The 22,260-nt window shown below is 55.2% G+C and carries 15 protein-coding genes and 1 other annotated feature; of the genes, 11 read left to right on the top strand and 4 right to left on the bottom strand.

The features are described from left to right. Positions 1-175: 175 nt before the first annotated feature. Positions 176-427 (top strand) — a binding site (T-box leader). Between the two features lie 202 nt (positions 428-629). The 3 genes from NFS31_RS16830 (at position 630) to NFS31_RS16820 (ending at position 7,353) form a co-directional block, all read left to right on the top strand. Then, the gene (locus tag NFS31_RS16830) at positions 630-3,290 is read left to right on the top strand and encodes a valine--tRNA ligase (protein ID WP_251497521.1); all 2,661 of its coding nucleotides are present in this window, start codon (positions 630-632) and stop codon (positions 3,288-3,290) included. 549 nt (positions 3,291-3,839) lie between these two features. Further along, positions 3,840-7,034 (top strand): DEAD/DEAH box helicase, encoded by a 3,195-nt coding sequence (locus NFS31_RS16825; RefSeq protein WP_251497518.1) that lies wholly within the window; start codon positions 3,840-3,842, stop codon positions 7,032-7,034. Positions 7,035-7,134: 100 nt separating this feature from the next. Next, the gene (locus NFS31_RS16820; protein WP_251497515.1) at positions 7,135-7,353 is read left to right on the top strand and encodes a hypothetical protein; all 219 of its coding nucleotides are present in this window, start codon (positions 7,135-7,137) and stop codon (positions 7,351-7,353) included. Positions 7,354-7,554: 201 nt separating this feature from the next. On the opposite strand, the gene NFS31_RS16815 is transcribed toward NFS31_RS16820, so the two are convergent. Beyond that, a complete protein-coding gene (locus tag NFS31_RS16815; protein ID WP_251497511.1) occupies positions 7,555-8,001 on the bottom strand; it encodes a CYTH domain-containing protein in 447 nt (148 codons plus the stop codon). Between the two features lie 177 nt (positions 8,002-8,178). On the opposite strand from NFS31_RS16815, the gene NFS31_RS16810 reads away from it, so the two are divergent. From NFS31_RS16810 to yihA, 7 genes are all read left to right on the top strand, one after another. Next, a complete protein-coding gene (locus NFS31_RS16810; RefSeq protein WP_251497508.1) occupies positions 8,179-8,844 on the top strand; it encodes a phosphatase PAP2 family protein in 666 nt (221 codons plus the stop codon). A 33-nt stretch (positions 8,845-8,877) separates the two neighbouring features. After that, positions 8,878-9,426, top strand: a complete 549-nt coding sequence (locus NFS31_RS16805; RefSeq protein WP_251497505.1) for a DJ-1 family glyoxalase III — start codon at positions 8,878-8,880, stop codon at positions 9,424-9,426. Between the two features lie 338 nt (positions 9,427-9,764). Beyond that, positions 9,765-11,051, top strand: coding sequence for a trigger factor (gene tig, locus NFS31_RS16800; RefSeq protein ID WP_251497502.1), 1,287 nt, complete (start codon positions 9,765-9,767; stop codon positions 11,049-11,051). Between the two features lie 81 nt (positions 11,052-11,132). Then, positions 11,133-11,714: an ATP-dependent Clp endopeptidase proteolytic subunit ClpP gene (gene clpP / locus NFS31_RS16795; RefSeq protein WP_251497499.1), complete on the top strand. Its 582-nt coding sequence runs from the start codon at positions 11,133-11,135 to the stop codon at positions 11,712-11,714. A gap of 23 nt (positions 11,715-11,737) precedes the next feature. After that, positions 11,738-13,036, top strand: coding sequence for an ATP-dependent Clp protease ATP-binding subunit ClpX (clpX, locus tag NFS31_RS16790; protein WP_251497496.1), 1,299 nt, complete (start codon positions 11,738-11,740; stop codon positions 13,034-13,036). A gap of 142 nt (positions 13,037-13,178) precedes the next feature. Continuing rightward, complete coding sequence (lon, locus tag NFS31_RS16785) at positions 13,179-15,548, top strand: endopeptidase La (RefSeq protein ID WP_251497493.1); 2,370 nt, start codon at positions 13,179-13,181, stop codon at positions 15,546-15,548. Further along, complete coding sequence (gene yihA, locus NFS31_RS16780) at positions 15,545-16,126, top strand: ribosome biogenesis GTP-binding protein YihA/YsxC (RefSeq protein ID WP_251497490.1); 582 nt, start codon at positions 15,545-15,547, stop codon at positions 16,124-16,126. Before lon ends, yihA begins: the two co-directional genes overlap by 4 nt. Here the strand turns inward: yihA and NFS31_RS16775 are convergent. The 3 genes from NFS31_RS16775 to NFS31_RS16765 all read right to left on the bottom strand — a co-directional run bounded on the left by NFS31_RS16775 (position 16,105) and on the right by NFS31_RS16765 (position 18,280). Continuing rightward, a complete protein-coding gene (locus tag NFS31_RS16775) occupies positions 16,105-16,302 on the bottom strand; it encodes a hypothetical protein (protein ID WP_251497487.1) in 198 nt (65 codons plus the stop codon). The genes yihA and NFS31_RS16775 overlap by 22 nt on opposite strands. Before the next feature lie 217 nt (positions 16,303-16,519). After that, positions 16,520-17,059, bottom strand: a complete 540-nt coding sequence (locus NFS31_RS16770) for a DUF4364 family protein (RefSeq protein ID WP_251497484.1) — start codon at positions 17,057-17,059, stop codon at positions 16,520-16,522. Positions 17,060-17,125: 66 nt separating this feature from the next. Continuing rightward, on the bottom strand, positions 17,126-18,280 hold the full coding sequence (locus tag NFS31_RS16765) for an NAD(P)-dependent malic enzyme (protein ID WP_251497481.1): 1,155 nt from the start codon (positions 18,278-18,280) through the stop codon (positions 17,126-17,128). Positions 18,281-18,679: 399 nt separating this feature from the next. Here NFS31_RS16765 and NFS31_RS16760 point away from each other — a divergent pair, with 399 nt between their 5' ends. After that, on the top strand, positions 18,680-22,258 hold the full coding sequence (locus NFS31_RS16760; RefSeq protein WP_251497478.1) for a DUF5717 family protein: 3,579 nt from the start codon (positions 18,680-18,682) through the stop codon (positions 22,256-22,258). Positions 22,259-22,260 lie beyond the last annotated feature (2 nt).

The following is a 22,260-nucleotide window of genomic DNA, read 5'->3' as shown; positions in this document are numbered from 1 at the left end:
TCACACGATACCTTAAACCCTATATAGAATAAAGCTTCCGCTTCGGGTTCGAATCCCGTCTCGTGCTCTTTGAAAAGCCCGAATTTACTGGGCTTTTTTACTTTGTGTTATATTTCAAGCCGTATGAAATGTTCCCTCTTGACAATCCCCCCAAGACCAGCTATGATTATTCCATGAAAAGGCAGTGAAAAAGAGGAGTACACCCGTTACCCCTGACAGAGAGGGCGGCCCGGCGGTTGAGAGGCGGCTTCAGGAAGGGCGGATGGAAGGTAGCTTTGGAGCCGGATTTCCGAACAGGCTGTCCAGCAGTAGGAGATCACGGATCGTCCCCGTTACAGGACGCAATGAGGATCGGATGCGTATGCGCCGCGCAGGAGCACAAGGCCGGTCGAAAAAAGGTGGTACCGCGAGTCGCTTCGCCCTTTGCAGTAAATGCAGAGGGCTTTTTTTATGCACAGGCCCGCAAAGGGAAGTTTGCCCCAAAGCGGCATGCGGGCCGCGCGACGAGCAGGGGAAAAGCTTTTTCTCTACTCGATTGCACAGGCTCGCGTGTGGGGCGGAGAAATGATCGTGTAATAGTTCGCCGCCCGATTTTCAAAATATATTTATTTCACAGAGGAGGCATAACCATGAGAGAAATGGAAAAGACATACAATCCGGCGGATATCGAAAAACGCCTGTACCAGAAATGGCTGGACGGCAAATATTTCCTTGCCGACGCGGCGCGCGGAAAGCGGGAGGGCAAAAAGCCCTTTACGATTGTGATGCCGCCGCCCAATATCACAGGCCAGCTCCATATGGGGCATGCCCTGGACAATACGATGCAGGATATTTTAACGCGCTATAAGAGGATGCAGGGCTATGAAGCGCTCTGGCAGCCGGGCACGGATCACGCGGCGATCGCCACGGAGGTGAAGGTGACGGATCGCTTAAAGAGCCAGGGCATTGACAAGCAGGAGCTGGGCCGCGAGGGCTTCCTTGAGAAGGCGTGGGAGTGGAAAGAGGAGTATAACACGCGCATCATCGGGCAGCTTCACCGGCTCGGTTCGTCCGCAGACTGGGACAAGACGCGTTTTACGATGGATGCGGGCTGTTCGGAGGCGGTCCTGGAGGTCTTTGAAAAGCTGTACAGGAAGGGCTATATTTACAGGGGCTCCCGCATCATCAACTGGTGTCCGGCGTGCCAGACCTCGATCTCGGACGCGGAGGTGGAGCATGAGGAAAAGGACGGCTTTTTCTGGCATATCCAGTACCCAATCGTGGGAGAAGAGGGGCGCTTTGTGGAGATTGCCACCACGCGCCCGGAAACCATGCTGGGCGATACGGCCGTGGCGGTGAATCCCGGGGATGAGCGCTATCAGGCTCTGATCGGGAAGATGCTGAAGCTTCCGCTGACGGATCGGGAGATTCCGGTGATTGCGGACGAATATGTGGATAAGGAATTCGGCACAGGCTGTGTGAAGATCACCCCGGCCCATGATCCCAACGACTTTGAGGTGGGAAGACGCCATCAGTTAGAGGAAATCTGCATCATGAACGACGATGCGACGATCTGCGCGCCCGGCAAATATCAGGGAATGGACCGCTATGAGGCCAGGAAGGCCATTGTGGATGATTTAACCGCCCTGGGCCTGCTTGTAAAAGTAATTCCGCATTCCCATAACGTGGGCGCGCACGATCGCTGCAAGACCACGGTGGAACCCATGATTAAGCCTCAGTGGTTTGTGAAAATGGACGAGATGGCAAAGCCGGCCATTGAAGCCCTGAAATCCGGCCGTCTGAAATTCGTCCCGGAGAGCTTTGGCAAGACCTATCTGCACTGGCTGGAGGGCATCCGCGACTGGTGTATTTCCAGACAGCTCTGGTGGGGGCACCGGATCCCGGCCTACTATTGTGATGACTGCGGGGAGATGACGGTTTCAAAGACGGCCGTGAAAACATGCCCGAAATGCGGCGGCGCGCACGTTCATCAGGATGAAGATACGCTGGACACCTGGTTTTCCTCCGCGCTGTGGCCGTTTTCCACGCTGGGATGGCCGGAAAAGACGCCGGAATATGAGTATTTTTATCCCACGGACGTGCTGGTGACAGGGTATGACATCATTTTCTTCTGGGTTATCCGCATGGTATTTTCCGGCCTGGAGCAGACGGGAAAGGAGCCGTTTAACACCGTCCTGATCCATGGCCTGGTGCGCGACTCACAGGGGCGCAAGATGAGCAAATCCCTTGGAAACGGCATTGATCCGCTGGAGGTGATCGACAAATACGGGGCGGACGCGCTGCGCATGACGCTCATGACCGGAAACGCGCCGGGCAATGATATGCGTTTTTACTGGGAGCGCGTGGAGGCCAGCCGAAATTTTGCCAATAAGGTGTGGAATGCGTCGCGTTTCATTATGATGAATATCGGGAAAGCGCCGGACGCGAAGGCAGAGCTTAAAGCTCTTACCCTTGCGGACCGCTGGATCCTTTCCAGAGTGAATACCCTGGCAAAGGATGTGACAGAAAATATGGATAAATACGAGCTGGGGATTGCCCTCCAGAAGGTGTATGATTTTATCTGGGAGGAATTCTGCGACTGGTATATTGAGATGGTAAAGCCAAGGCTGTACGACGAAACGGACGCGACCAAGGCGGCGGCGCTGTGGACGCTGAAGGCAGTGCTTTTGCAGTCCTTAAAGCTTCTGCACCCCTATATGCCGTTTATCACAGAGGAGATCTTCATGAGTTTACAGGACGAAGAGCCGTCGATCATGGTTTCCTCCTGGCCGGTTTACAGGGAGAGCTGGAATTTTGCAGAGGAAGAGCAGGCGGTGGAGACGATGAAAGAGGCGGTCCGCGCGATCCGCAATGTCCGGGCCTCCATGAATGTTCCGCCCAGCAAAAAGGCAAAGGTTTACGTTGTGTCAGACAGCGCCGAAACGCTCGGCATCTTTGAGCGCGGCAGGAGCTTCTTTGCAAGCCTTGCCTGTGCGGGCGAGGTGGTTCTCCAGACAGATAAGACGGGAATCGCAGAGGACGCTGTATCGGCTGTGACTGCCCGGGCGGCGATCTATATGCCGTTTGCGGAGCTGGTGGATCTGGACAAGGAGATCGAGCGCCTGAAAAAGGAAGAGGAACGCCTGACAAAGGAGTTAAACCGTGTCAATGGGATGCTGGGAAATGAGAAATTTGTCAGCAGGGCGCCGGAGGCGAAGATCGCCGAGGAGCGCGAAAAGCTCGCGAAGTATACGCAGATGATGGCGCAGGTGAAGGAGAGGCTTTCGCAGTTAGGAACTGTCAAAAAATAACTTTTCATATTGCTTGTTTTTTTCTCCGATAGTACCACTCAAAAATCAGTTACATAGCCCACTATGCGCCTGATTTTTGAGTGGCACTCTCGAAGAAAAATCCTGCGCACTATTGAAAAGTTATTTCTTAACAGTTCCTTAGAGCGCGTTTGAAACGCGCTCTGATGAAAACGGGCGGCGCTCAAGAGGAGGAGGGCTCCACAGTCCGTCTTCCTCTGCCGCCTGCGCGCGCCCGCAAAGAAGCCTTGTCATTTCAGAAATATTCCCATAACAGATTGCACATTTCTCCCCAACCGTCTATAATGTGTTTATTCCCGCGAGCAACGAGCCAGGAGGGCGTGCCTGCATGCACATTTGGCGACTGCCGCGAGGGCCAAATACCCCGCTGCTCTGCAGCGCTGCAAGCTTGACGCCCCGTTGCTTGCAGCGGGGTTGCTGACTACAAACACGAAAAGGATCAAACGTATGCTGACAGAAAAATACATTAAATCCCTGTGTCTCCCCCAATTCTGGTCGCGGGGCCGGGTTCTGGCGCAGGAAAATGCAGTGATGAATCTGCGTATTTCCGTAACGCCGACCATGATTGATTTTGAGGCCAGAGTGCAGGGCAGCCGGAAGCAGCCATACAGGGTTATCGGCAGCTATAACCGCTCAGAGGAAAAGCTGAAACGGATCTCCTGTAGCTGCCCTGCATTCATGGAGTATCAGGGCCTTTGTAAGCACTGTGCGGCTGTTCTTATAAAATGTGTGGATATGGAAGAGTTTCAGGACACGGCCAGCCTGCGCGGCGCGGGCGTATCGCGCCAGGATACGGACAGGCGGCAGGACGCATCTGAACGGGCGACGACGCCGGAATTTAAGCGTTTTCTGGAAACGGAGCTGAATAGCCGTTCTGTGCTTCTTGGACATGACGAGCTGCACGGCAGGGTGCGCCTGGAGCCGTATTTTACGGTGAGGGGCAGCCGTTTGTCGGTGGAGTTCAAGCTTGGCGTGGGACGGATGTATGTGATAAAGGATGTGTATGCCTTTGCGGCGAACTGCCTGAGAAAGGATCCGTATGAATATGGAAAAAATTTGAAATTTGTCCACACCGTCGAGGCATTTGAGGAGGATTCCCGGCCGCTTGTGATGGAGGTGGTGAGCTGGGCCAGGCAGCGGGTGAGCAATCTTTCTTCCCTTCGGTACAACAACGTGGCCAACCGGTCGGCGACGCTGACAGAGGATGTGTTCGCAAGATTTCTTCTGGCATACCGCGGTGAGGAGCTTCAGGTCACACTGGACGGCGTCGCCCTGTTCTGCCGGATGGTCCAGGGGCCTGCGCCGCGCCGCCTTACCATTTGCGGGGACAGGGACGGCGTCGTCTTAAAGACATCGCCTATGCGCACGTTTACAGGCAGCTCGTATGTTGTGACGATCATCGATTCCTCCATTTATATTGAAAGCGAACGGGATCTGCGCCCCTCGCTGGACTTCCTGTATTTCCTGGAGGACAAAAAGCGCCAGGATATGTTTATCCATAAATCAGATGTCCCGGCCTTTTGCCGCGAGCTTTTGCCGCGGCTTGAGAAAAATTTTGCCTGTGATCGTGAAGGATTTGACGAGGCTTCATATGGAATTGTTCCGGCGCGCTTCCAGTTCTATTTAGACCGCCCGGGCGAGGACACGGTGTCCTGCCGCGCTCTGGCAGTGTACGGGGAGGAAAAGGAAAAGCGTGAGTTCGGCCTGTTTGACAATACCACGGATCTTTTGCAGCGGGATCGCGCGGCGGAGGTGGAGACGGCCGCGCTTCTGGCAGAATGGCGGGACAGCGCGCGGGACAGGCAAACGGCCCTGGTGGAAGGCGAGGAGGAGATTTACCGCTTCCTGTCCGGCGTTGCGCCGCTTCTCGAGAGCCGTGGGGAGGTCTTTGCCACGGATGCCTTCCGGCGTCTTCGGATCCGCCGGCAGCCGCGCGTGACGGTCAGCCTGTCCATCAAACGCGGCTTCCTGCAGTTTGCCTATGAGGCGGAGGAGATGAACCGGGAGGAAATAGAGGAGATCTTATCCCATTACGATCGGAAGAGGAAATATTACCGCTTAAAGGACGGGAGCTTCCTGGATATGGAGCAGGGAGATTCTGTGAGTACGCTCCATTCTATCCGGGAGGATTTGAACCTGACGGATGCCCAGATGAAAAAGGGGGAAGTCCGCCTGCCTGCGTACCGGGCGCTTTACCTGGACGACGCCGCGAGGGAGAGCGCGCTTCTGGAGACAAAGGAGGACGCGCAGTGCCGTTCCTTCCTGCGCGATATGAAGAATGTGGAGTACCATGATTTCCCCCTGCCGGAGTCTCTGGAGCCTGTCCTGCGCTCCTATCAGAAATACGGATTTCTGTGGCTCAAGAACCTAAGGAAAAACGGGCTGGGCGGCGTTTTGGCGGATGATATGGGACTTGGAAAGACGCTGCAGGTGATCGCCTTCCTGCTCTCGGAGGCGCAGGAAAAACGCCCCGCCGGGCGGCGCTTTGCCGTAGTGATCACACCGGCCTCGCTGGTGTATAACTGGCGGGAGGAGTTAAAGCGGTTTGCGCCGGAGCTTTCCGTGACGCTGGCTGTGGGCGCCGCCGCGGAGCGCAGGGCATTGATTGAGGCATCCGCGGACTGCGATGTGCTGATCACGTCCTATGACCTGCTCAAGCGCGATATTGCGATCTATGAAAATCTGGAATTCTCCTGCCAGATCATTGACGAGGCGCAGTACATCAAGAATCAGGGCACGCAGGCGGCAAAGGCTGTAAAAGCCGTTCACAGCGTATTCCGGGCAGCGCTCACGGGAACTCCGATCGAAAACAGGCTGAGCGAGCTGTGGAGCCTTTTTGATTTCCTTCTGCCGGGATTTCTCTACTCGTATCCGGCCTTCCGCAAGCGCTATGAGCTGCCGGCAGCCGGGGAGCAGGGAAAGGACGCGCTTGCGCGCTTACAGCGCATGATCCGCCCCTTTGTGCTGAGAAGGCTTAAAAAGGACGTGCTGAAGGAGCTTCCGGACAAGCTGGAGAAAAACGTCGCCAGCGCCATGGAGGGCGAGCAGCTTAAGCTGTACCGGACCAATGTGGGGAACCTGCGCCGGATGTTGGAAAAGCAGACCAAGGAGGAATTCAACCACTCCCGGATCCAGATCTTAAGCCAGCTCACGCTGCTGCGGGAAATCTGCTGTGATCCGGCGCTGGTGTACGATGACTACAGGGGAAAAAGCGCCAAGACCGATCTCTGCATGGATCTGATCCGCAACGGCGTGGAGGGCGGCCATAAGATCCTGCTGTTTTCCCAGTTTACAGCCATGCTGGAGCGCCTTAAGGACCGGCTGACGCAGGAGCAGATTTCCTGGTATTCCCTGACCGGGGCCACGCCAAAGGCGGAGCGCGTGCGCCTTGCGCAGGCTTTTAACACAGACGATACATCGGTATTCTGCATTTCGCTGAAAGCAGGGGGGACGGGCCTCAATTTAACGGCGGCGGATATCGTGATCCATTTTGATCCTTGGTGGAACCTGGCGGTTCAGAACCAGGCCACGGACCGGGCCCACCGCATCGGCCAGAAGCAGGTCGTATCCGTGTACCGCCTGATCGCCCGCGAAAGCATAGAAGAGCAGATCGTCAAAATGCAGGAAGCCAAACGCGAGCTGGCGGATCAGGTGCTCTTAGGCGAGGGGATGGAGAACGGAAGCTTTACAAGGGAAGAACTGCTTGAGATTTTGAAAAATTCGTGATAATTCGGATGAAATCATCAAAATATTTGCGGCAGACCTGCCGAAATGAGTGTCCGGGTTTGCGGCAGCAGAAATGGGTGATCCGGGAAAGGAGCGAATCATGAGCGAATCAGAAAAGAGGCCGGAGGAGGAAGAAAAGCGCCGCCTGGAGGAGGAAAATGAGGCGCTGCGAAAGGAGCTTGAAATCCTGCGGGAGAAAACGCTCAAAGAGCGGCTTTATGACCATGTCCATGTGTCGGTGCGGACCATGGACATCTTTATCGGGGTGATGGCCGCGCTGTTCATTGCGGTGATCGTGCTGGGGCTTTTGAATAAGTAGGGGCGCAAATGGGCGGCAGAATGAGGAGGAAGAAACTGTATGCAGGTTGAACAATATGTTATGGCGTATGGGGCAGAGCAGGCATTTACCGCCGAAAACGCCGCCGCGATCCCATGCGGGCAGGTTCAATCCCGCCAGTCAGCAGCGCTGCGCCGGATAACGCGCCCGCGGCAGGCAAAGAAACGGTTCGGAAACCAACTTTTACATCATGGCAAGCCGGCTGTTCTGGTATTCTCCGCTGAAGGTGACATCCCTTGAAAACCAGCCGGGCGCGGTAAACGAAAGCGCCTCCTGTTCATTCGGAAATTCAACCTCTGCGAGTATCAGCCCCTCATAGTCCCCTTCAAAAACATCCAGCTCAATCGTATACGGGGTGTCCGCAAGGGGAATCCGGTACCGCTTCTTCTTAAGGATGCGGCCGTCCGCCTTCTCCAGCAGGTGGAGGTACGACGCTTCATCCAAAGGCAGGTTATGCTCCTCGCGTGACAACAGACCTTTGGACTTATAGGTCAGGTAAAAGGAATCATCCTCACGCCGGATGCGCACAACAGGAGATGTGCATAGATAAGCCTGCTCGATTTGGCAAAAGGGATGCTGCGCAAAATCGTCAGGCGGGGTTTCAATGAAATATTTGCGTTCGATTTCCATAGATTGTGTCCTTTCTTTTTGTGAATTGCAGGAGATATACAGGGAAGACGGTCATATGGTTTCGTTCACAGTATAGCAGCAATATAGAAAAAAGTCAAAATTAAGGGACTGCCGCGGAATACCTTTCATATCGCTTGTCTTTTTCCCGCAACAGTTCCTGAGAATTGAGGAATCACTATGCTTCTATGGCTCAAAGAACATAAATACTGCCTGATCGGCCTTTACCTTTTCGTCTTTCTCGCTGGATTTTTCGCGCTGGAGGCCGCCGCGCCAAAGCCAAAGGTGATCATCCACTGTGCGGCGGACGACTGGATCCCGTTTAACGAATGGTTCGTCCTGCCATACGCGCTGTGGTACCTCTGGGTCCCGGCCTGCATGTTCTGTTTCATGCTGAGGGACAAGGCGGCCTACCTGGAGCTGTGCTTCAACATGTTCACCGGAGCGACGCTGTGCCTGTTCATCTACGCCCTCTGGCCCAACGGCCTGGATCTGCGCAGAGAAATCACAGCAGACAATATCTGCGCGGATCTGGTGCGCCTCCTGCGAAGCATCGATCCGCCCTGCAACGTCTGCCCCTCGATCCACGTATCAAGCACAGCGGCCGTTCACCTGACGCTCTGCCGTTCCCGTTCACTGGGAAAAAGCGCCGGCATGCGCGCGCTGTCTATTATCGTCACAGCGGCGATCTGCGCCTCAACCATGTTTATCAAACAGCATTCGCTCATCGACGTGCTCTGCGGGTGGCTTCTGAGCCTGTCCCTGACAGCCGCGGCATCCATTTACACAAAACAAAAAGCCGCCGCCCGGGTATCCCGCCCCGAAACAGAACAAAGCGAACACTGAAAACATTATAACCATAAATGTAAGGAGGAAACCATGTCAAACGTATATGCATTTCTGGCCGACGGGCTGGAAGAAGTAGAATGCCTGGCCGTAACGGATCTCTTAGTCCGCGCCGGCATCAAAGTAACCTTAGTATCCATAAACGGGACAAAAGAAGTCACCGGCTCCCACGGCTTTTGCATCAGGACCGACGCACTGCTTACGGACGTAAACTGCAGCCATGCAGACGTCCTCTTCCTTCCTGGCGGCATGCCCGGAACCAAAAACCTTGCCGCATGCGCCCCGCTGGCTGATGAACTCATCAAAGCGGACAAAGAAGGCCGCCGCCTTGCCGCTATCTGCGCCGCCCCCAGCGTCCTTGGCCGCCTGGGCCTTTTAAAAGGAAGAAAAGCAACCTGCTTCCCCGGCTTTGAAGCGGAACTCACCGGCGCGGAGATATCTTCTGCCCCAGTTGTGACAGACGGGACCGTCACAACCGCGAAGGGGTTGGGATGCGCTTTAGATCTGGGACTGGAGCTGATCCGGCTGCTGATAGGCGGGGAGAAGGCGGCGGAGATTAAAGCGGCGATCCAGTATAAATAGTATTCGCGAAAGGGAAGTATTCGTGAAAGGGCCGCCTGTAACAGGGTGTATATCCAACGGAACCCCGCTCTCGCTCAGTGAAAAGCGCAGCGGACACTAAGCTCGAAAAGACCTCGCTAAGTGTCCGCTGCGCTTTTCTCCGAGCGGAAGCGGGGTTCCGTTGGATATAGCGCCTGACACTGGCGTCCTCTCTCGCGATCGAATAACGCCCAATCCCCCAGAAAAATTTTCACAAATTCTGCTGGCATTCACCCAATGACTATGCTATAATGATACCTTGAAGTGTAACGCCTGCCAGGATGGCGGTTCACATACAGAATTAAGGAGGATCCCCTACAATGAGTTTACAGGTAGAAAAATTAGAAAAGAACATGGCGAAGCTGACCATCGAGGTTTCGGCGCAGGAATTTGAGACGGCGGTCAGGAAGGCTTACAACCACAATAAAGGAAGATTCAACATTCCCGGCTTCAGAAGAGGAAAAGCGCCGCAGATGATGATTGAAAAGATGTACGGAGCCGGCATTTTCTATGAGGAGGCGGCGAACGATCTGATCGATGAGTCCTATCCGAAGGCTCTGGATGAGTGCGGGGAGGTTGTCGTGTCCTCCCCGGATATCACCGTGACACAGGTCGAGAAGGGCAAGCCCTTTATTTACGAGGCCAGAGTGGCTGTGAAGCCGGAGGTTGCCTTAGGGGAATATAAGGGCATTGAGGTTGCGAAGGCGGAAGCTGTGGTGACGGATGAGGATGTCGAGAAGGAGCTGGAGGCGGACCGTGAGAAGAACGGCAGGCTGGTTTCCGTGGAAGATCGACCGGTCGAGGACGGCGATCAGACGGTGATTGATTTTAAGGGCTTTATCGACGGCAAGGCGTTTGAGGGCGGCGAGGGCGAGGATTATGAGCTGACCATCGGCTCCCATTCCTTTATCGATACCTTTGAGGAGCAGTTGATTGGAAAGAAGATCGGGGAGGCATGCGAGGTGCTTGTGACCTTCCCGGAGGAGTACCACGCGCCGGATCTTGCCGGAAAGCCGGCCCGTTTTGAGGTGACGGTGAAGGAGATCCGGGTAAAGGAGCTGCCGGAGCTCAATGACGAGTTTGCAAGCGAGGTTTCTGATTTTGAGACGCTTGCGGCATATAAGGACGATATCCGGGCAAAGCTTCAGGAGAGGAAGGAGCGCCAGGCCGCTGCGGAAAACGAGAATAACGTGATTGAAAAGGTCGTTGAGAACGCGCAGATGGAGCTTCCGCAGCCCATGATCGATACGCAGGCGCGCGGCATGGTGGAAGATTATGCGCGCAATCTGCGCAGGCAGGGCTTAAATTTCAATGATTATATGAAGTACACCGGTATGACGGTGGAAAAGATTATGGAGCAGATGGCGCCGCAGGCGGAGAAGCGGATCCGCACCAGGCTTGTGCTTGAGAAGGTGGCGGAGGTTGAGAACATCCAGATCTCCGACGACGCGGTGGATCAGGAGATTGAGAAGATGGCGGCATCCTATAAGATGGATCCGGCCCGTATGAAGGAGAATATGGGCGAGCGCGAAAGGGAGCAGCTTAAGGAAGACTTAATGGTACAGGAGGCCGTTGACTTCCTGGTATCCGAGGCAAAGCTCGTTTAAAGCGCGATACAGCGCCGCCGCCCGGCATCCCGGGCGGCGGCGGCACAGCCGTAAATGTATTTATTTGAACAGGAGGCATATATGAGCTTAGTTCCGTATGTCCTTGAATCGACAAGCCGGGGAGAGCGTTCCTATGACATCTACTCCAGGCTTTTGAAGGATCGGATCATCTTCCTGGGGGAAGAAGTGAGCGATGTGACAGCGAGTCTTATCGTGGCGCAGCTTTTATTTCTGGAGGCAGAGGATCCGAAGAAGGATATCAACCTCTATATCAACAGCCCGGGGGGCTCTGTCACGGCCGGAATGGCGATTTATGACACAATGAATTATATTAAGTGCGACGTTTCCACGATCTGCCTGGGCATGGCCGCCAGCATGGGCGCGTTCCTGCTTGCAGGCGGAGCGAAGGGAAAGCGTTACGCCCTGCCCAACTCTGAGGTGATGATCCATCAGCCCTCAGGCGGCGCGAAGGGCCAGGCCACGGAGATCCAGATCGTGGCGGAAAAAATCCTGCAGACCAAGAAGAAGCTGAATGAGATCCTGGCAGCGAATACCGGTCAGCCATACGAAGTCATTGAGAGAGATACCGATCGAGATAATTATATGACGGCTCAGGAAGCGATGGACTATGGCCTGATTGACCATGTGATTGTGAGCCATTAATGATGAGGAATCGAGGTGGGCGTATGCCAGGCAGATCAGACGACAAGATCCGCTGCTCTTTTTGCGGTAAAACCCAGGATCAGGTTAGAAAACTGATTGCAGGCTCGGAAAATGTCTATATTTGCGACGATTGTATCGAGCTGTGCGCAGAAATACTGGAGGAAGAGCTGGCGGAACCGGACAACGGTCCTGACTTCAGCGGGATCAACCTGTTAAAGCCAAAGGAAATCAAGGAATTTTTGGATGAGTATGTAGTGGGGCAGGAGGAGGCCAAGAAGGTTCTCTCCGTGTCCGTTTACAACCACTATAAGAGAATCACGTCCCGCGGGGCGCAGGATGTGGAGATTCAGAAGAGCAATATTCTCATGCTGGGGCCGACCGGATCGGGAAAAACCTACCTGGCCCAGACGCTGGCGAGGATTCTGAACGTGCCCTTTGCCATTGCGGACGCCACGACGCTGACGGAAGCGGGCTATGTGGGCGAGGATGTGGAGAATATCCTGTTAAAGATTATCCAGGCCGCGGACTACGATGTGAGCCGGGCGGAGTACGGGATCATTTATATTGATGAGATTGACAAGATTACAAAGAAGTCGGAGAATGTATCCATAACCAGGGACGTTTCCGGCGAGGGCGTGCAGCAGGCGCTGCTCAAGATACTGGAGGGAACCACGGCCAGCGTTCCGCCGCAGGGCGGCAGGAAGCATCCGCAGCAGGAGCTGATCCAGATTGACACGACGAATATCCTGTTTATCTGCGGAGGCGCGTTTGACGGCCTGGAGAAGATTGTGGAAAACCGTCTGGGGGCCGGCTCGATTGGCTTCAACTCAGAGGTTGTAAATAAAAACGAACAGGATATTGACGAGCTGCTCGCGCAGGTGATGCCCCAGGATCTGACGAAATTCGGCCTGATTCCGGAGTTTATCGGCCGCGTGCCGGTGACGGTATCCTTAAAGACGCTGAATGAGGAGGCGCTGATCCGCATTCTTTCGGAACCGAAAAATGCGGTGAGCAAACAGTACGTGGCGCTTCTCGATCTGGACGGCGTGAAGCTGGAATTTACGGAGGACGCGCTGGCCGCTATTGCCAGACGGGCCGTGGAGCAGAAGACCGGGGCCAGAGGGCTGCGCTCGATCATGGAGTCGATTATGATGGATGTGATGTACGAGATCCCGTCAGATTCCGCGATTGGCATCTGCACTATCACCGCCGACGTGGTGGATGGAAAATGCGGGCCCGAGCTGGTATACCGGGAGAATACGGTACCCCGTAAGTCGCTTGCAGGGCGCTTAAAAAAGGATAAGACAGGCGAGATCGCTTAAATCGGGCGTCTCTTCCGAAAAAGTGTGTTGCTGTGTACGGCCCGGCAGGGGTGCGCGGGAACCAAAGGGGTTTGTAAGATGAGTCTCATTTTGCAGATCCCTTTCTGCTTTTAGGGACGGTTACAGACTGTGAGGACAGAAGATGGAAGATGAAAAGATGACAATCCCGGTGATAGCGCTGCGGGGGCTGACGATGCTGCCGCAGATGACCATCAATTTTGATATCATGCGGGGAAAATCGATCGCAGCGGTGGAAAAGGCCATGCTGGGCGATCAGAAAGTATTTCTCGTCACGCAGATGGAGCAGGAGGATATGGAGCCGGATATGGCGGATCTGTTTCAGATAGGCGTGGTGGGCTTTGTAAAGCAGCTTTTAAAGCTTCCGGGCGGGCTGATCCGCGTGACCGTGGAGGGCTTAAGCAGGGCGGAGCTTCTTGAGCTTGACACAGAGGGGGAATTTTACAGCGGGACGGTTGACGTCCTGCCGGAGGCCGAGGATGATCTGGAGCCTCTGGAAAAGGAGGCCATGACCCGGATCGTGGGGGAGAAGCTGGAGGAATATGGGAAATACAATCCGGCCATGGGAAAGGAGTTTACCGCTTCCCTGATGTCGGCCCCGGATTTTGCGGGACTTTTGACACAGATTGCCGTGCAGTTTCCGTGGGATTACACGGCCAAGCAGAAGATTCTGGAGTGCGGCTCCTTAAGCCTGATGTATGAGGTGGAGATGCAGCTCATTTTGACGGAGACGGAGATTTACCGGCTGAAACGCGAGTTCCAGGGCAAGGTCAAGGCCGCGGTTGACAAGAATCAGAGAGAATACATCCTGCGCGAGCAGCTCCGCGTGCTCCGTCAGGAATTGGGGGAGACTCCGGAATCGGACGCAGATGAGTTCTTAAGCCGTTTAAAGAGCCTGCGCGCGGATAAGGAGATAAAGGAGCGGATCCAGAAGGAGATCGCGCGTTTCCAGTCCATGCCGTCCGGAAGCCAGGACGCGAATGTGCTGCGCATGTATCTGGAGACGGTTCTGGAGCTCCCGTGGAATAAGACGACCAAGGACAATATGGACATGAAGCACGCCAAAGAGGTGCTGGAGGAGGATCACTACGGTCTTGAGAAGGTTAAGGAACGGGTGCTGGAATATCTTGCGGTCCGCATCCTCACCAGAAAGGGCGTGAGCCCGATCCTCTGCCTGGTGGGTCCGCCCGGCACGGGCAAGACGTCCATCGCGCGCTCGATTGCCAGGGCCATGGGGCGCAAATATGTGCGCATCAGCTTAGGCGGCGTCCGGGACGAGGCGGAGATACGGGGACACAGGAAAACGTATGTGGGCGCCATGCCGGGGCGCATCGTCGAGGGCTTAAAGCAGGCGGGCGTCAGCAATCCGCTGATGCTTCTGGACGAGGTTGACAAGGTGGGGAGCGATTACAAATCCGACACCTCGTCTGCCCTTCTGGAGGTGCTGGACGCGGAGCAGAACGTGCGTTTCCGCGATCACTACGTAGAGCTGCCGATCGATCTGTCCCGCGTCCTGTTTATCGTGACAGCCAATACCACAGAGACGATCCCGCGGCCGCTCTTAGACCGCATGGAGATCATTGAGGTCAGCAGCTACACCGAAAACGAAAAATTCCATATCGGACGGAATTACCTGATCAAAAAGCAGATGGAAAAGAACGGGCTTTCTAAGGAGCGCCTGACCATCACCAACCCGGCCCTGGAAAAGATGATCCACAATTACACCCGGGAGGCCGGCGTCCGCAATTTAGAGCGCCGGATTGGCGATGTGTGCCGCAAAACAGCCCGCGAGCTTCTGGAAAAGAACAGGAGTTCGGTTCGTGTCACGGAAAAGAACCTGGAAAAATATCTGGGCCGCGAGAAGATTCTCTTTGAAAATGCATCCGATGAGGATCAGGTGGGGATTGCCTGCGGGCTGGCCTGGACGAGCGTCGGAGGCGATACCCTGCAGATTGAGGTCAACGTGATGCCCGGCAAGGGAAACCTCCAGTTGACAGGCCAGATGGGGGATGTGATGAAGGAATCCGCCCAGACGGCCCTGACCTATGTCCGTTCTGTCGTCTCGCGGGAGTACGGGGTGGAGGAGGCGTATTTTGAGACGCATGATCTCCACATCCACATCCCGGAGGGAGCGGTGCCAAAGGACGGCCCCTCGGCGGGGATTACGATGGCGAGCGCCATGCTGTCCGCCGTGACCGGCCGCGCCGTGGCGGCCAGGGTGGCCATGACGGGGGAGATCACCCTGCGCGGCCATGTGCTGATGATCGGGGGCTTAAAGGAAAAGCTTCTCGCGGCCCGCATGGCGCGTATCAGGAAGGTTCTGGTCCCGGAGAAAAACCGGCCCGACGTGGAGGAGCTGCCAAGAGAGATCACAAAGGGCATGGAGATCGTGTATGTGAAAGAGATGGACGAGGTGCTCCGCGAGGCCCTTGTGCCGGGGGAAGAGGCGGAAAAACGGCCGGGAAGAAAAAGAAAGGCAGCGGAAAGCTCATGATAATAAAGGATGTCAGCCTGGAGACGGTGTGCGGCGTGACGAGCCGCCCGCCGGAACATACACAGCCGGAATTTGCATTTGCCGGCAAATCAAACGTGGGGAAATCCTCCCTGATCAACGCCCTGATGAACCGGAAGTCCCTGGCGCGCGTCTCCGGCCAGCCCGGCAAGACGCAGACCATCAATTTTTACCATATCAACCAGGCTTTTTACTATGTGGATCTGCCGGGCTACGGCTATGCGAGGGCCAATATGGAGGTCAAGGCAAAATGGGGAAAGATGATCGAGCGCTATCTGCACAGCTCAAGAGTGCTGCGGTGCGTGTTCCTTCTAGTTGACATCCGCCATGAGCCGTCGGCCAATGACCGCCTGATGTATGACTGGATCGTGTCCCAGGGCTATCAGCCGGCGATCCTGGCGACAAAGGCGGATAAGATTAAGAGAAGCCAGACGGATAAACATCTGAAGATGATCCGGGACGGGTTAAAGCCCGCTCCCGGGGGCCTGCTGCTCCCCTTTTCAGCGGAGACAAAGCAGGGCCGGGAGGAGATATGGGATTACATCGAGAGCCTGCTGTAGTGCTCTGCGATTTTAATTTTGAGATACTGTCTTCCCGTCTCATAGGCCAGATAGATGGCAAGAACTGGCAGGACGAACAGAAGGAAGACCTTAAGCTGAAAAAGCTTTGCGCGGCGCTTTAGCTTTTTCAGCCTTTTTGACGCCTGCTTTGCGAAAGAATGTTTCTTTGCGGCCATAACTGCCTCCTTGGTTCGTGACTTGTATGTGAGCGCCGGGTAACCGTTCAGATAGGTCTGCGCACCTGCTGCGCTGACCGTACGAAAATGTGGCGGCAGCAGGTATCTGCCCTATCGCGAAGCGATTTTCATGGGCAGATGCCGGGGCATTTTCAAACACGCCCCGGCATGCTGAAATCATGGAACAGGCCAGACGGCCGCTCCCTTACGCGGGCCCCTATGTCCCGCCGGAGGGCGGATCGCTCATCAGGGTTTTCATGATATAGGCGTAGATCTCCTGGCTGCGGTCTTTCCAGTGATTGCACATGATCTCGGCCTGCTCCTGATCCGGGACGGAGACATTGAGGCCGATCAGGACATTTTTGCCCTCGCGCACCTCGCAGCGGACGACGTAATCCTGGTTTGTGGATTTGTAGAAATCAGACACGACGCCGACTTCGTTGCGCATGCGGAAGCGGTTTTCCTTTAAGTATTTATCCATATCCCGGACAATGGCAGGGGAGATCTTTTTTCCGAAAAATTCCAGCGTTTCCTCGCCCTCCCTGGTTATCTCATAGAGGGTGCTGTTGTGCAGCGTTTCCATCTTGATAAGGCCCGAATCGAGAAGCTCATTCAGGGCCTGCTGGAGTGTAAAATAGGTTGTATAATCCCATTCCAGAAAGAAATTGGATAGCTGCGCATTGGTCAGCGGGAAATTGACCTTTTTCAGCATATACAGATTCATCAGTTTGTACAGGGTCATCGGTTCAGAAAGCATGGAAATACTCCTTCATAGTTTCGCAGAAGACGCCTGCAGCTCCCTGCAGGCGCGCCGGTCGGCGGCTCAGCGTTTGATATGCATCTTCACAGCGCGGCTTACGACATCGGCAACGCGGGGATCAAAGGCGGCGGGCAGGATGTTTTCCTCATTTAAATCAGCCTCGTCCACCAGGGAGGCGATGGCCTCTGCGGCGGCCAGCTTCATTTCCTCCGTAATAGCAGCGGCGCGGCCCTCCAGGGCGCCTTTGAAGATACCCGGGAAGATCAGGACATTGTTGACCTGGTTCGGGAAATCAGAGCGTCCGGTCCCCACGACTCTCGCCCCCGCGGCCCTCGCGAGATCCGGCATAATCTCCGGAACAGGGTTTGCCATGGCAAAAAGGATGGAATCCCGGTTCATGGAAGCCGCCATCTCAGGAGTTACAATACCCGGAGCGGAGACGCCGACAAAAATATCGGCCCCGGCGAGCGCATCGGCCAGCGTGCCGCTTCGGCGCTCCAGGTTCGTGACCTCCATCATGCGCTCCTGCATCCAGTTCAGCCCTTCCATGCCTTTGGAGAGGATGCCTGCCTTATCGCACAGCGTCACATGCGCAAAGCCGTAGCTGAGAAGAAGCCTGGCAATCGCAATGCCTGCGCTCCCGGCCCCGTTTATCACAACGCGGCAGTCCTCCTTCCTCTTTCCCGTCACTTTGAGGGCATTGATCATTCCGGCCAGCACCACAATCGCAGTCCCATGCTGATCGTCGTGGAACACCGGAATAGACAGGCGCTCCTTTAACCGCTCCTCGATCTCAAAGCAGCGGGGCGCGGAGATATCCTCTAGATTAATCCCGCCAAACGCAGGGGCGATGCGGACAACTGTCTCAATGATCTCCTCCGTATCCTGCGTATCCAGGCAGATAGGAAAGGCGTTGATGCCCCCAAACTCCTTGAAAAGCACAGCCTTTCCCTCCATAACCGGCATAGCGGCCAGGGGGCCGATATTCCCCAGCCCCAAAACGGCGCTGCCGTCGGACACAACGGCTACGGTGTTGGACTTGATAGTATATGTATAGGCAGCCTCCGGATCCTCTGCAATCACCTTGCAGGGCTCAGCCACTCCAGGCGTATACGCAAGCGCCAGATCCTCCCTGGTCTTAACGGCTGCCTTGGAGACGGTGTCAAGCTTGCCGTTCCATTGTCTGTGAAGCTCTAAGGCTTTTTCACTGTTTGTCATGATTTGATCCTTGATCCTTTCGTGCGTGATCTGCGGGGGCAGATGGGTGTGTGGTTTCAGCTTTAATAATAATGAGTTTGCCCGGGTAAGTCAAGATCATGGATGAAATTCTGGGGGGATTCTGCGTGAGGCGTGAGGGGGGACGCGAGGGGTTCCGTCGGATTCCCTGCCCGCTGCAGGCGGCCCCCTCACGACATACGTACCGGTTACAGGCGGTTCCCCAATTACGACTTCCGTACCGCCTGCAAGCGTCCCTTTACGTAACCTCCCCCAAAAGTGCTTTCCAAAAAAGTCGATTTATGTAGTGTAATTGTTTTTAAAGTATGGTAAAATGGATAGAAGCTTTTTTTTACGCATTCCATTTCACCATGATGAGACGGCAGCAGGTGGTATATAAATATGAAAGAACGGATTAACCGTCTGGCCAAAGGAATTATTGATTCGGAGCAGCCGAAGCTTGTCTGGACGCCGGATATTATTGAAGAGACTGTGAGGATGAACGCATCTTTTAAGAGGGAGCTTTTTGTTGGCAGCGATAACGGGCTGAACGTGAAGGGCTTTGTCTATTCCTCGAATATCCGCGTGCGGATCCCGAATGATAATAATACCTTTGGGGGACTCAGGAACCATATTGTATATGAGGTGGATACCTCTTTTCTGGCATCGGGAGATGAGATAGAGGGGTCTTTTTATCTTGTCACAAATTGCGGGGAGAGGGAGATACCGTACCTGTTCCATATTGAAGTCTCATCTTCCGGGAAGCTTCCGGGGGCGCTCCATAAGGCGGAGGATTTCCTGGATATGGCGCAGCATGACATGGATACGGCCCTGCGTTTTCTGGAGTATGAGGAGTTTTTGGAGGCGCCTTTTATGCAGGATCTGCATGTAAGGGCGATCTATGACGGTTTGAAAGGGCATGGGAACCGCCGGAATTTCATGGAGGAATTCCTGATTTCACTGGGAGTGAAAAAACCGGTTCACCTGACCGTGGAAACCGGGGCCAAGCACTACGAGAACCCGACGGGGCGTCTGGAGGACTCGATCCGCATCCGGAGCGCGGGCTGGGGGTATATTTATATGGAGATTACGGCAGAGGGGGATTTTCTTCACCTGCCGAAAAAGAGCGCTGTCCAGGAGGATTTTTCGGACGGGCTTTTGAACCTGCCGCTCATTGTGCTTCCGGAGCGCCTGCACGACGGGCGTAATTTTGGAATGGTGACCATACGGACCGTGCGGCAGACGCTCCGGGTTCCGGTGGAGGCTTCCCTGACGGCGGCGGAGCCGAACAGGGGCAGGCGGGCGTTCCGCCGGGAGTTTAGGCAGTTTCTGGAGCTTCGGTTAAAGTATGAGAGCGGGTTGTTTGAGGCCAGGCCGCTTCTTTTGGAAATGCAAAAGGAGCTGGATCTGATGAAGATGGCGGGTTCCCACCCGTTTATGCCCCTCTGGCAGGCGGAGCTGTATGTGCTGACGAAGCGCCCGGATCAGGCGTGCCTGATTCTTGATGAGATCCGGGATGCGGTTCTCTTAAAGCGCGGGGAGGAGCGGGTGGTCTACTGCTACTACCAGTACCTGCAGCTTCTGATCCGGGAGGATGAGGAGCAGAGGGATTCTCTTCTGCGCCTTTTGGAGAAATACTGCACGGGCGGGCGGCTGCGCGGGGAGGAGGAGTTTCTGTACCTGATGCTTTTAAAGGTCAGCCGGACGCTGGCCGACAATCCTTCCGTGGTTCTTCTGAGCATGGAACAGATGTATCAGAACGGATGCCGCAGCCCGTTTGTCTATCTGGAATGCTTAAAGGTTTTGGATAAGGAGCCGGAGCTGCTTAAAAGCGCGGGACGCCTGGAGCTTCACGCCCTTTATTTTGGGGCCAGGAGGGGCTTTGTGAGCCAGGAGCTTGCCAGGGCGGCGGCCGGCGCGGGGCGGCTTCAGAATCCGAAGCGGCTGTATTTAAAACTGCTGCCCGCGCTTTATGAGGCTTATCCGAAGAAACGGATCCTGACGGCGGTGGTTTTGGCCTTTATCCAGGAGAATTTAACGGGGCCTCGCTATTTTCCGTGGTATGAGAAGGCGGTGGAGGCGCAGATTAGCCTTCCGGGGCTCTTTGAAGCTTTTCTGCGCTCGCTTCCGGACGATTACGGGAGGCTCCTGCCGCGCGAGGCGCTTCTTTATTTTTCCTATGTGACGGAGATGGACGACTACAGCCGCTCGGCTCTGTACCGGAATATCCTTTTATATGCAAAGCGCGATTCGGATATCTTCCGGCTGTATGAGCGCGCGATGGAACAGTTCGCCATGGCGCAGCTCTTTGCGGGGCGCATCGACAGTCGTCTGGCGGTGATTTATAAGGAAATGATCTATGCGGAGCTGATTGATTTTCAGCTTGCTAAGACCATGCCCGCGATCCTTGCCTCGCACCGGATCGACTGCCACAATGACGCCATGTGTTTTGTGATAGTGCGCTGTGAGGAGATGATGGAGGAGGCGCGCTACGCCCTGGAGGACGGCGCGGCTTATGCGCCGCTGTATTCGGGACGGGAGACGCTGCAGTTTGAGGACGCGCACGGAAACCGCTATGTGGATCTTCCGTGTGAGAAGACGGCCGCTATGCAGGACACGGACGAGCTGATGAAATGCTGCTTTGAGACGGATCCGGATCACCCGATGCTGTTTGTGGGCGCATGCCGCAGGGCGGTGGAAAAAGGGAAACTGACCGCGGATGATGTGGCGCTTTTGGAGCAGGCCGGGCAGAAGGTTTTTTTGCACCCGCTGTTTAAAAGCCGCATAACCTCCGCTATTGTGCGCTACTACAAGACGCAGGCGGACGGGAATCCGGACGGCCGGGATGGAAGCGTCTCATACCTCTTGTGCCTGGATAAGGATAAGCTGGGCCGCGAGGACCGGAACGGGGTCTGCGAGACGCTGATCCGCAAGAATTATTTTAACGAAGCCTATGATATGATCTGCCGCTACGGCCATGAGGGGATCTCGTCAAAGCTGCTTTTAAAGCTGTGCGCCAATATCGTGTTAAAGCGCCTGTTTGACGAGGACGACCGGCTTTTGTTTTTGGCCTGGCATGTGTTTACAAAGGAGCGCGGGGACAGCGTGATCCTGGACTATTTATGCGAGCACTTTAACGGGACTGTGGAGCAGATGTATCCCGTGCTGATCCAGGGGATTAAGGAGCGCGTGGAGACGTATGATCTGGAGGAGCGCCTGGTGGCGCAGATGCTGTTTACAGGCAGGACGGAGCGGATGGATCATGTGTTTGAGCTCTATGCATCGAGGAAGAAGACGAGCGAAAATGTGGTCAGGGCCTATTTTACGGTCAAAAGCGCGGAGTATTTTCTGGAGGGCCGTTCGACGCAGGACACGGTGTTCGCATATCTGGAGGGAGCGGTCCATAACAGCGCGGAGAAGGACAGGGTGCCGGACATCTATCTTCTGGCCCTGACGAAATATTACGCGACGCTTCCGGCGCTTTCGGACGAGCAGAAGGAATTGTGCCAGTCCGTGGTGGATGTGCTTCTGGAGGCGGGGATGGTATTCGCCTATTTTAAGGATCTGGCCCGGTTTATCATGATTCCGGGGAATATACTGGATAAAGAGATCATTGAATACCACGGGAACCGTGACATCAGGCCGTATCTGCGCCTCCGCATCCTGCCCGAGGAGGAGGAGTTCCATTATGAGGAGCTGAGGCCGGTTTATAAGGGGATTTATGTCCGGGAAAAGGTGCTCTTTGAAGGGGAAATCATGGAATTTCAGATCGAGGAGGAGCAGGACGGCGGGCGGAAGACCGTCGCAGAGGGCAGCATTACGTGCCGGGAGGCGGGGACGCGCGCGCCGGGAAACCGTTTTGCCTGCCTGAATGAGATCGGCCTGTCCCTGGATGTGAAGAATGAAAACGCCCTGCGTGAAAAGATGGAAGAGTATGTGAAAAAGGACGCCGCGGTCGCCGTGTTATTTGATATCGAATAAAA

The sequence above is a fragment of the Otoolea muris genome (assembly GCF_943193115.1).
GTDB classification, from domain to species: Bacteria; Bacillota; Clostridia; order Lachnospirales; family Lachnospiraceae; genus Otoolea; species Otoolea muris.
This window is presented reverse-complemented; position numbering and strand designations above follow the sequence as displayed.

Bases quoted from the DNA above. Each gene is read 5' to 3' on its own strand.
- NFS31_RS16830 (WP_251497521.1), top strand. From the start codon at position 630: ATGAGAGAAATGGAAAAGACATACAATCCGGCGGATATCGAAAAACGC.
- NFS31_RS16825 (WP_251497518.1), top strand. From the start codon at position 3,840: ATGAATCTGCGTATTTCCGTAACGCCGACCATGATTGATTTTGAGGCC.
- NFS31_RS16820 (WP_251497515.1), top strand. From the start codon at position 7,135: ATGAGCGAATCAGAAAAGAGGCCGGAGGAGGAAGAAAAGCGCCGCCTG.
- NFS31_RS16815 (WP_251497511.1), bottom strand. From the start codon at position 8,001: ATGGAAATCGAACGCAAATATTTCATTGAAACCCCGCCTGACGATTTT.
- NFS31_RS16810 (WP_251497508.1), top strand. From the start codon at position 8,179: ATGCTTCTATGGCTCAAAGAACATAAATACTGCCTGATCGGCCTTTAC.
- NFS31_RS16805 (WP_251497505.1), top strand. From the start codon at position 8,878: ATGTCAAACGTATATGCATTTCTGGCCGACGGGCTGGAAGAAGTAGAA.
- tig (WP_251497502.1), top strand. From the start codon at position 9,765: ATGAGTTTACAGGTAGAAAAATTAGAAAAGAACATGGCGAAGCTGACC.
- clpP (WP_251497499.1), top strand. From the start codon at position 11,133: ATGAGCTTAGTTCCGTATGTCCTTGAATCGACAAGCCGGGGAGAGCGT.
- clpX (WP_251497496.1), top strand. From the start codon at position 11,738: ATGCCAGGCAGATCAGACGACAAGATCCGCTGCTCTTTTTGCGGTAAA.
- lon (WP_251497493.1), top strand. From the start codon at position 13,179: ATGGAAGATGAAAAGATGACAATCCCGGTGATAGCGCTGCGGGGGCTG.
- yihA (WP_251497490.1), top strand. From the start codon at position 15,545: ATGATAATAAAGGATGTCAGCCTGGAGACGGTGTGCGGCGTGACGAGC.
- NFS31_RS16775 (WP_251497487.1), bottom strand. From the start codon at position 16,302: ATGGCCGCAAAGAAACATTCTTTCGCAAAGCAGGCGTCAAAAAGGCTG.
- NFS31_RS16770 (WP_251497484.1), bottom strand. From the start codon at position 17,059: ATGCTTTCTGAACCGATGACCCTGTACAAACTGATGAATCTGTATATG.
- NFS31_RS16765 (WP_251497481.1), bottom strand. From the start codon at position 18,280: ATGACAAACAGTGAAAAAGCCTTAGAGCTTCACAGACAATGGAACGGC.
- NFS31_RS16760 (WP_251497478.1), top strand. From the start codon at position 18,680: ATGAAAGAACGGATTAACCGTCTGGCCAAAGGAATTATTGATTCGGAG.